Annotated in this window: 3 protein-coding genes; all 3 read left to right on the forward strand. The window is 43.9% G+C overall.

What is annotated here, in order from left to right; genetic code table 11:
* The coding region (locus tag QQJ87_RS10750) for a hypothetical protein (protein ID WP_284281720.1) at positions 1-202 on the forward strand (202 nt) is incomplete at its 5' end.
* Positions 203-410: 208 nt separating this feature from the next.
* A complete protein-coding gene (locus QQJ87_RS10755; protein WP_284281721.1) occupies positions 411-701 on the forward strand; it encodes a hypothetical protein in 291 nt (96 codons plus the stop codon).
* Between the two features lie 257 nt (positions 702-958).
* The gene (locus tag QQJ87_RS10760; RefSeq protein WP_284281722.1) at positions 959-1,798 is read left to right on the forward strand and encodes a response regulator; all 840 of its coding nucleotides are present in this window, start codon (positions 959-961) and stop codon (positions 1,796-1,798) included.
* Positions 1,799-3,409 lie beyond the last annotated feature (1,611 nt).

Below are 3,409 nucleotides of genomic sequence, written 5' to 3' on the forward strand. Positions count from 1 at the left end.
ATTCTCCTTGAACCAAAGTATAAAAACACTCCAGTTAACGAGTCCATCTTTCAGGGGCAAGGTCATTGATGTACTCATAGACCATTTGGCTGTGATCATAAAAAGCCTTTTTTCGCCCTTTGCTGATGAGGCTGTGGGTTATCACAAGTCGAGCGGAGGTTACCTTGCATTGACCTCCCTTGGGGAGATGCAAAGGAGTTGAAACACAGATGCTTTGGACCACACGCCAGGGTATCAACAAGCAGGTCCAGCTTAGGTGTTGTAATTTACTCACGAAGCGTATCGGATCGATCCACACAATGGTTAGAACTCATCAATAAGTCAAAAGTGACCGAAGAATCAGAAGTCAATTTTAAAAATCAGTAACAGTGTGTCGGTACCCTAGCTCAATCATTAGAGGAGTACCAAGCATGCGATTTCGTTTTACGATTACCAAACTGAATATCGGAAAATTTGAATTGCGATTTCCAGATCTGATAGGAGCGAGGGAATTGTTTGAGTCTGAAGAATTGGCTCGAAGAGAAGCAATGAGCATCCTTATCGAACAAATACAAAGCTGCTTTGAAGCGAAAAAACCTATCCCTGAACCAGAACCCTCGCCCTTTGATCCGCTTGCAATCACTGTTCCTTCAACATTAAAGCAGATCATTGAACAACACAACGAAAGGCTACAACTGTCTGGCAATATCCAGGATGCGTAACGTCATTACGCCATTCGATGTTTCAAGTTGGAAGGCTGGTTGGTCAGTTCATACTGTAGGTCTGACCAATTCAGCCAAAATGCCCTTGCTGCAGGACTTTCTGGGTTGAATTCATGAACGGCAAGGCCTGCCACAGTAGACCTGACTATGTCGCTGCATTCTTTGATCACACCCGGACAAACTTTTGCAATCTTCAGCAGCTCCTGTACGATCTGCCGAACTTCAGGCTTTGGAAGAATCACACCAGACAGTGTTAAGTGATTCAATTTGATTTCGTCAAATTTTTATCAACCTGTTCAACAATGCCACAAAGTTTACAGCGTATGGGCAACTGCTTGTCGGTCGAATTGCTAGACCGCCAACAACCTACACAGCAAACCAGCGAGGTTCAACGACTGGCATTTCGAATTGAAGACACAGGCATTTGTATGGCACCTGAAACTCTCGACAGGGTTTTTCAGCCGTTTCGTCAAGCAGACCCCTCAATCACACGAAGGTTTGGTGGCACAGGACTAGGCTTGAGCATCGTGAAGCGACTTTGTGAGTTCATGGGGGGCTTGGTCTATGTGACCAGCAAAGCCCAAGTTGGGAGCTGCTTTACCATAGAGTTGCCTTTTAAAATCGCCAGTGAGACGGAACTACAGTCAACTCCTCAGGACCACAATCATCCTGAAATTGGTTCCTCTAAGCGTTTACTGAACGAAATCCGAGTTTTGCTTGTAGACGATTGCCCCACTAACCTTCGTGTAGCAGGTCGCGTTCTGGCCAACCAGGGAGCAATAGTCTCCAGCTGTAAAAGAGGATCTGAGGCCCTGAAGTGGCTACAAGAGACGACACACCAGATAGATGTTGTTTTGATGGATATACAAATGCCTGAAATGGACGGATACACGGCTGTGCGCGAAATCAGAAGTATTGATGCGTTGAAGAGACTTCCTGTCATTGCATTATCAGCAGGCGCCCTTGCAAGCGAAAAGGATAAAGCACTGCAATCCGGGATGGATGACTACCTTACTAAACCACTGAACGTCGATCAAATGGTGATGACTATCCGCAAATTTACCGAGAGGTCGATTGATCAACGTGAGGTGCCGTGAGATGAATAAATCTCAAAATTTTTCTTAATATACCCCAGAGTTTTCGGTCCAGCCTGATTTAACTACTATGGTGTTTTAACCAACTAAGCGTAGCGTTCGTTTAGTCGGACAGATTTGTGGATTTTTAATAAAGATCCGACCCTGTGGGTTAAGGGGCGAACGCCGCTTCTCGGTTGAAGACACACCTATCCCCTCGTCAGGATCCTGTACTCGAAACTCTGATAGCCTAGCCCGATTGTACAAAAGCGCAATGCATCTGAGCGAATATTTTCTAGACCCCAACGTGACCTTTTAAGCCTGAAGGTCAGCCACCAGCTTTGAAAAAAGATCTCTGTGCCTAAAACTTGAGAAAAATGGCTTGGGGTGCATGTGGTTTTATTCGGCCCCAAGTGAGCTAACTTGCACCCCGGTTGTCGATAAAACAACAAGCAACAGCGTACCTCTGAAGCCAATTTAGGTCGCTTCTTGTTAAAGTAACTCGCAAGATGTCGCTAAAAAAGAAAATACTCATAACCAAGGTCGTAGGTTCAAATCCTGCCCCCGCAACCAAATTTTTCTCAATGAAACCAATCACTTAGCAGCGGTTGGTTTTTTTGTTTTCTAGGCCATCAACATCGTGTGCCCAAAATGTGCCCATTTTGTGCCTAAGTTTTAAAAATCCCTCTTCCCTCCGTCGTGACCTTCAGTCAAATCAAAAGCGGTCATTTGGGCACAATTATCAAAATTTATTTAAATTCTGAGTTTCCTTTCTGTGCCTAATGACCCATCGGGTAAACGACCCGAAGGTCATTGCCTAAAAGATCAAACGAATTCAATTAATACGTTAAAAATATTATTTAGATGACCTTAAGGTATACTTTTGACTCAAACGAGGATGTGCCTCAGTCTGTGCCTTTTCGGTGCCCAAAATATTCATCAACAAATTGATTTTATTAAAAAAATATAATTCGCTGGGTTTTGGAAAATTAATCCATTTTCATTCTATTTGGGCACATCTCAGATTTTTTTGAAAAAGCAGACTGACGACCTCCATCTTCTGTTCTTTTGACCTTCGGGGAATTTCGGCTCTTGGGCCAGAGCGGACATGAAGCTTTTGATTTCAAAAGTCTAAAATGTGGTCATAAAGCGACTTTGGATAACACCCTATTCAACTGACGTCGGAGCCGAAGGTGGAGGGACCCAACAGAGCCCGCTAAAATGACGGTACCATGACCAATTTTAACGTTCAGGTTGAATGCACAGTTAGGCATTTCTTTGACGGGAGGACTCCATTACACAATTTTAAGGCGATTGATAATTGCATTATGGGATAGCTTCAGTGTGTGATAAATGTAGGCAATACTCGCGGCCAAATTTTCCAGGCTGGGTTTCAGGTTGTTATTTCGCGCCCAGCTAAACGCAGATTTTGGTGATTTAATAATAGAGTAGAACGTTTTTCCAATCGCATCCCCTTTTTCACCGAAGTAGTTTGATTGGCTGTAGTTCCACGTGTTTCGTACTGTGCTCGGTGTCTCCCATTCCGAGTTCTCTGACGAGATTATTGATTGACCTTGCCCCTGAAAGATGGACTCGTTAACTGGAGTGTTTTTATACTTTGGTTAAAGGAGAAAT

Origin of the sequence: Limnobacter litoralis, from assembly GCF_030160455.1 — a bacterium.
In the GTDB taxonomy this organism is placed as follows: domain Bacteria; phylum Pseudomonadota; class Gammaproteobacteria; order Burkholderiales; family Burkholderiaceae_B; genus Limnobacter; species Limnobacter litoralis.